Genomic DNA, 3,859 nt, shown 5'->3' with positions numbered 1-3,859 from the left:
GGCGGCGTCGCCCTGCGGCGTCAGCTCGGTCAGGCGGGAAGGGAAGGTCTGGCCCGGGAAGGCGTCGGATTTCAGGACCGCCTCCTGGCCGGGCGCCAGCCGGCCGATGTCCCGTTCATCGATGTCGGCGGTGATCCGCAGGTCGGCGGGGTCGGCGATCACGAACATCGGCGTCCCGGTCCGCGCCAGGTCGCCGGGCTCGGCCTCCCGGCGAAGGACCCGCCCGGCGAAGGGCGCCCGGATCCGGTAGTCGGACTGGCGCGCTCGCGCCGACTGGGCGGCGGCCTCCGCCGCGCGGAGCTGGCTGACGGCGTCCTCGAGGGCGGCGGGCGCGGCGAACCCCGCCTCGCTCAGCCGGCGGACCCGGCGCTCGGCGGCCCGCGCCTGCGCGGCCTGGGCCTCCAGCTGGAGGGTGGTTCCCATCTGCGGGCCGTCGTCGAGCTGGGCGAGGACCTGGCCTGCGGCGACCGCCTGGCCCTCCTCGGCCAGAACCCTGAGGATGGGGGCGGAGACGACCGGCGCCACGCGGGCCTGGCGGACGTATTCCACCACGCCGGAGGCGTAGACGGCCTCAACCGCCTCGCCCCGCTCGACCTGTCCCGTCCTTACGGGAACGGGCCGGAGCGAGAGCCAGGCCAGACCGCCTGCGGCGGCCAGGGCCAGCAGGAGGAGGGGTGCGAGGACAAGGCGACGGCCGGTAGGCGCGTGCGTGCGGGTTTCGGGAGTCTGCGTCATGGCGCCTCCGGTCCCCCGACCTGCTAGACCCGCCCGGAAGCGGGCGCAAGTTGTGGACAATCCCGGAGGCCGCCGGCGACTCATTGACTCCCCGGGGGCCATCGCGCAGGTTCCGGCGGACTCTCGCGGGAGAGACCGGGCCCCGCCCGGAGCCGAAGGCGCAACCGCCCCGGAAACGCTCAGGCAAAAGGACCGCGAAGGCGAAGGAACGCTGGAAAGCAGCACCGGGTCCGCCCGGTGCTCGCCGAAGGAGCAAGGCCCTGCGGGATCCGTCCCGCCCGGGCTGAAATCTCTCAGGCGCCAAGGACAGCGGGGGCGAGGCGCAGCGGCCTGTCCGTTGCTCGATCGTCGTGTTGTCGCCGGGAGTCCCTGATGAGCCAAGCCGGACTGAAGCGCACGCCCCTGCACGCGGCCCACCTCGCAGCGGGCGCCCGCATGGCCGGGTTCGCCGGCTACGACATGCCCATCCAGTATCCGGACGGGGTCATGAAGGAGCACGCCTGGACGCGCGAGTCCGCCGGCCTGTTCGACGTCTCTCACATGGGCCAGGCCTGGCTGACCGGCGAGGGCTGGGCGGGCGCCTTCGAGGCGGTCGTCCCCGGCGACTTCGCCGCCCTGAAGCCTGGCCGCCAGAAGTACTCGGTCCTGCTCAACGACGCGGGTGGAATCCTCGACGACCTGATGGCCGCCCGCCCGGACGACCGGGGCCTGTTCCTGGTGGTCAACGGGGCCTGCAAGGACGATGACTTCCGCTTCCTGGAGGCCCGGCTGCCTTCCGGCGTGAAGCTTGAGCGCCTCGAGGACCGCGCCCTCCTGGCCCTCCAGGGCCCGCAGGCGGCGGCGGTCCTGGCGGCCCACGTCCCCGGCGCGGCGGACCTGGCCTTCATGGACAGCGCCGCCCTGGCCGGCTTCGGCGGCCTGGACCTGATCATCTCCCGCTCGGGCTATACCGGCGAGGACGGATACGAGATCTCGCTTCCCGGGTCCGAGGCCGCGCGGGTCTGGGACCTGCTGCTGGCGGACGACCGGGTGAAGCCCATCGGCCTGGGCGCGCGGGACTCCCTGCGGCTCGAGGCGGGCCTGCCCCTCTACGGCCATGACGTCGACGCCACGGTGAGCCCCGTCGAAGCCGGCCTCGCCTTCGCCATCTCGCCCTCGCGCCGCCGCCGCGGAGACTTCCCGGGCGCCGCCCGGATCCTGGCCGAGTTGTCAGGCGCGCCGTCGCGCGCCCGCATCGCGCTCAGGGTGCTGGAGGGCGCTCCCGCGCGCGAAGGCGCCGTCATCGTCGACGGGGAGGGCGCCGAGGTCGGCGTCGTCACCTCCGGCGGCTTCTCGCCCACCCTCGGCTACCCGATCGCCATCGGCTTCGCCCCGCCGGCCCTCTGCGCGCCCGGTCAGAGGCTCGGGGTCGTGGTCCGGGGCCGCACCTGGCCGGTCGAGACCGTCGGCCTTCCCTTCGTCCCCCACCGCTATGTCCGCCGGCCCTGAAAGGACTTCCGCCATGCGCTTCACCAAGGACCATGAATGGGTCGCCCTCGACGGCGACATCGCCACGGTCGGCATCACCGCCTACGCCGCCGAGCAGCTGGGCGACGTGGTCTATGTCGAGACGCCGGAACCGGGCCGCGGACTCAAGGCGGGCGAGGGCATGGCGGTGGTCGAGAGCGTCAAGGCCGCCTCCGACGTCTACGCCCCCCTGTCCGGCGAGGTGGTCGAGGCCAACGACGCCCTCGCCGGCGCGCCGGAGACGGTCAATGCCGAGCCCGAGGCCGGGGGCTGGTTCGCGCGGGTGCGGATCGCCGACCGGGCCGAATATGACGCCCTGATGGACAGGGCCGCCTACGACGCCTTCCTGGAGACCCTCTGAGCCATGCGTTACCTGCCGCTGGACGAGGCGGACCGCCGCCACATGCTGGGGGTGATCGGCGCCCCCGACATCGACGCCCTCTTCGCCGACGTTCCCGCCCCGGCGCGCCTGTCCGGCCCGGTGAACCTGCCTCACGCCGCAGGCGAGATCGAGGTGGAGCGTGAGCTGGCGGGGTTGGCGGCCCTGAACCGGCCTGCCGGGGCCGGGCCCTTCTTCTGCGGCGCAGGGGCCTATCGCCACCATGTCCCGGCCACGGTGGACCACCTGATCCAGCGGTCGGAGTTCCTGACCAGCTACACGCCCTACCAGCCCGAGATCGCCCAGGGCACCCTGCAGGTCCTGTTCGAGTTCCAGACCCAGGTCGCCGCCCTCACTGGGATGGAGGTGGCCAACGCCTCCCTCTACGACGGCTCCACGGCCTGCGCCGAGGCCGTCATGATGGCCCGTCGGGTCACGCGCCGGCGCAAGGCGGTCCTGTCCGGCGGCCTGCACCCGCAGTACGCCGCCGTCACCGGCACCATCGCCACCGCCGAGGGCATGGAGATCGCCCGCCGTCCGGCCTCGGTCGACGCCGAGGCTGACGTCCTGGCGGCCATCGACTCCGAGACCGCCTGCGTTGTCGTCCAGACGCCCAACGTCTTCGGGACGGTGACGGACGTGACCGCCATCGCCGAGGCCGCCCACGCCGCCGGCGCCCTGCTGGTGGTGGTCACCACCGAGGCCGTAGCCCTGGGCCTCCTGAAGTCTCCGGGCGAGATGGGCGCCGACATCGCCGTGGCCGAGGGCCAGTCCCTCGGGGTCGGCCTGAACTTCGGCGGGCCCTATGTCGGCCTCTTCGCCTGCCGCGAGAAGTTCGTCCGCCAGATGCCGGGCCGGCTCTGTGGCGAGACCGTGGACGCCGAGGGCCGCCGGGGCTTCGTCCTGACCCTCTCCACCCGTGAGCAGCATATCCGGCGGGAGAAGGCCACGTCGAACATCTGCACCAACTCCGGCCTGTGCGCCCTGGCCTTCTCCATCCACATGACCCTTCTGGGCGGGACCGGGTTGAGGCGGCTGGCCGAGGTGAACCATGGCCGGGCCCGCACCCTGGCTGCGGCCCTGGCCGGCGTGGCCGGCGTGGAGGTCCTGACCCCCCGCTTCTTCAACGAAGTCGCGATCCGGGTCCCCGGCTCCGCGGCCGTCCTGGTCGAGGCCCTGGCCGGGGAGGGGATCCTCGCCGGCGTGCCGGTTTCCCGCCTCGACCCGTCCGCCGGCATG

The 3,859-nt window shown here is 73.5% G+C and carries 4 protein-coding genes and 1 riboswitch; of the genes, 3 read left to right on the top strand and 1 reads right to left on the bottom strand.

Translation table 11 applies throughout. The features are described from left to right. Nucleotides 1-735, bottom strand: a 735-nt coding sequence (locus IM632_RS13300; RefSeq protein ID WP_296552456.1) for an efflux RND transporter periplasmic adaptor subunit, incomplete at its 3' end; no start/stop codon positions are given. Between the two features lie 116 nt (nucleotides 736-851). After that, a riboswitch (glycine riboswitch) is annotated at nucleotides 852-940 on the top strand. Between the two features lie 167 nt (nucleotides 941-1,107). Between IM632_RS13300 and gcvT the strand changes: the two genes are divergently transcribed. From gcvT to gcvPA, 3 genes are all read left to right on the top strand, one after another. Then, a complete protein-coding gene (gene gcvT / locus IM632_RS13295; protein WP_296552455.1) occupies nucleotides 1,108-2,223 on the top strand; it encodes a glycine cleavage system aminomethyltransferase GcvT in 1,116 nt (371 codons plus the stop codon). A gap of 13 nt (nucleotides 2,224-2,236) precedes the next feature. Further along, the gene (gcvH, locus tag IM632_RS13290; RefSeq protein ID WP_296481582.1) at nucleotides 2,237-2,602 is read left to right on the top strand and encodes a glycine cleavage system protein GcvH; all 366 of its coding nucleotides are present in this window, start codon (nucleotides 2,237-2,239) and stop codon (nucleotides 2,600-2,602) included. Nucleotides 2,603-2,605: 3 nt separating this feature from the next. Next, nucleotides 2,606-3,859: aminomethyl-transferring glycine dehydrogenase subunit GcvPA (gcvPA, locus tag IM632_RS13285; RefSeq protein ID WP_296552452.1), on the top strand; the 1,254-nt coding region annotated here is incomplete at its 3' end.

This window comes from Phenylobacterium sp. (genome assembly GCF_020402505.1).
Taxonomy (GTDB): Bacteria; Pseudomonadota; Alphaproteobacteria; order Caulobacterales; family Caulobacteraceae; genus Phenylobacterium.
The sequence above is the reverse complement of the archived record's forward strand: the minus strand, read 5'-3'. Positions and strand labels throughout refer to the sequence as shown.

What these genes read in the sequence shown, in the direction of transcription:
- gcvH (WP_296481582.1), top strand. Translation starts at nt 2,237, where the DNA reads ATGCGCTTCACCAAGGACCATGAATGGGTCGCCCTCGACGGCGACATC.
- gcvT (WP_296552455.1), top strand. Translation starts at nt 1,108, where the DNA reads ATGAGCCAAGCCGGACTGAAGCGCACGCCCCTGCACGCGGCCCACCTC.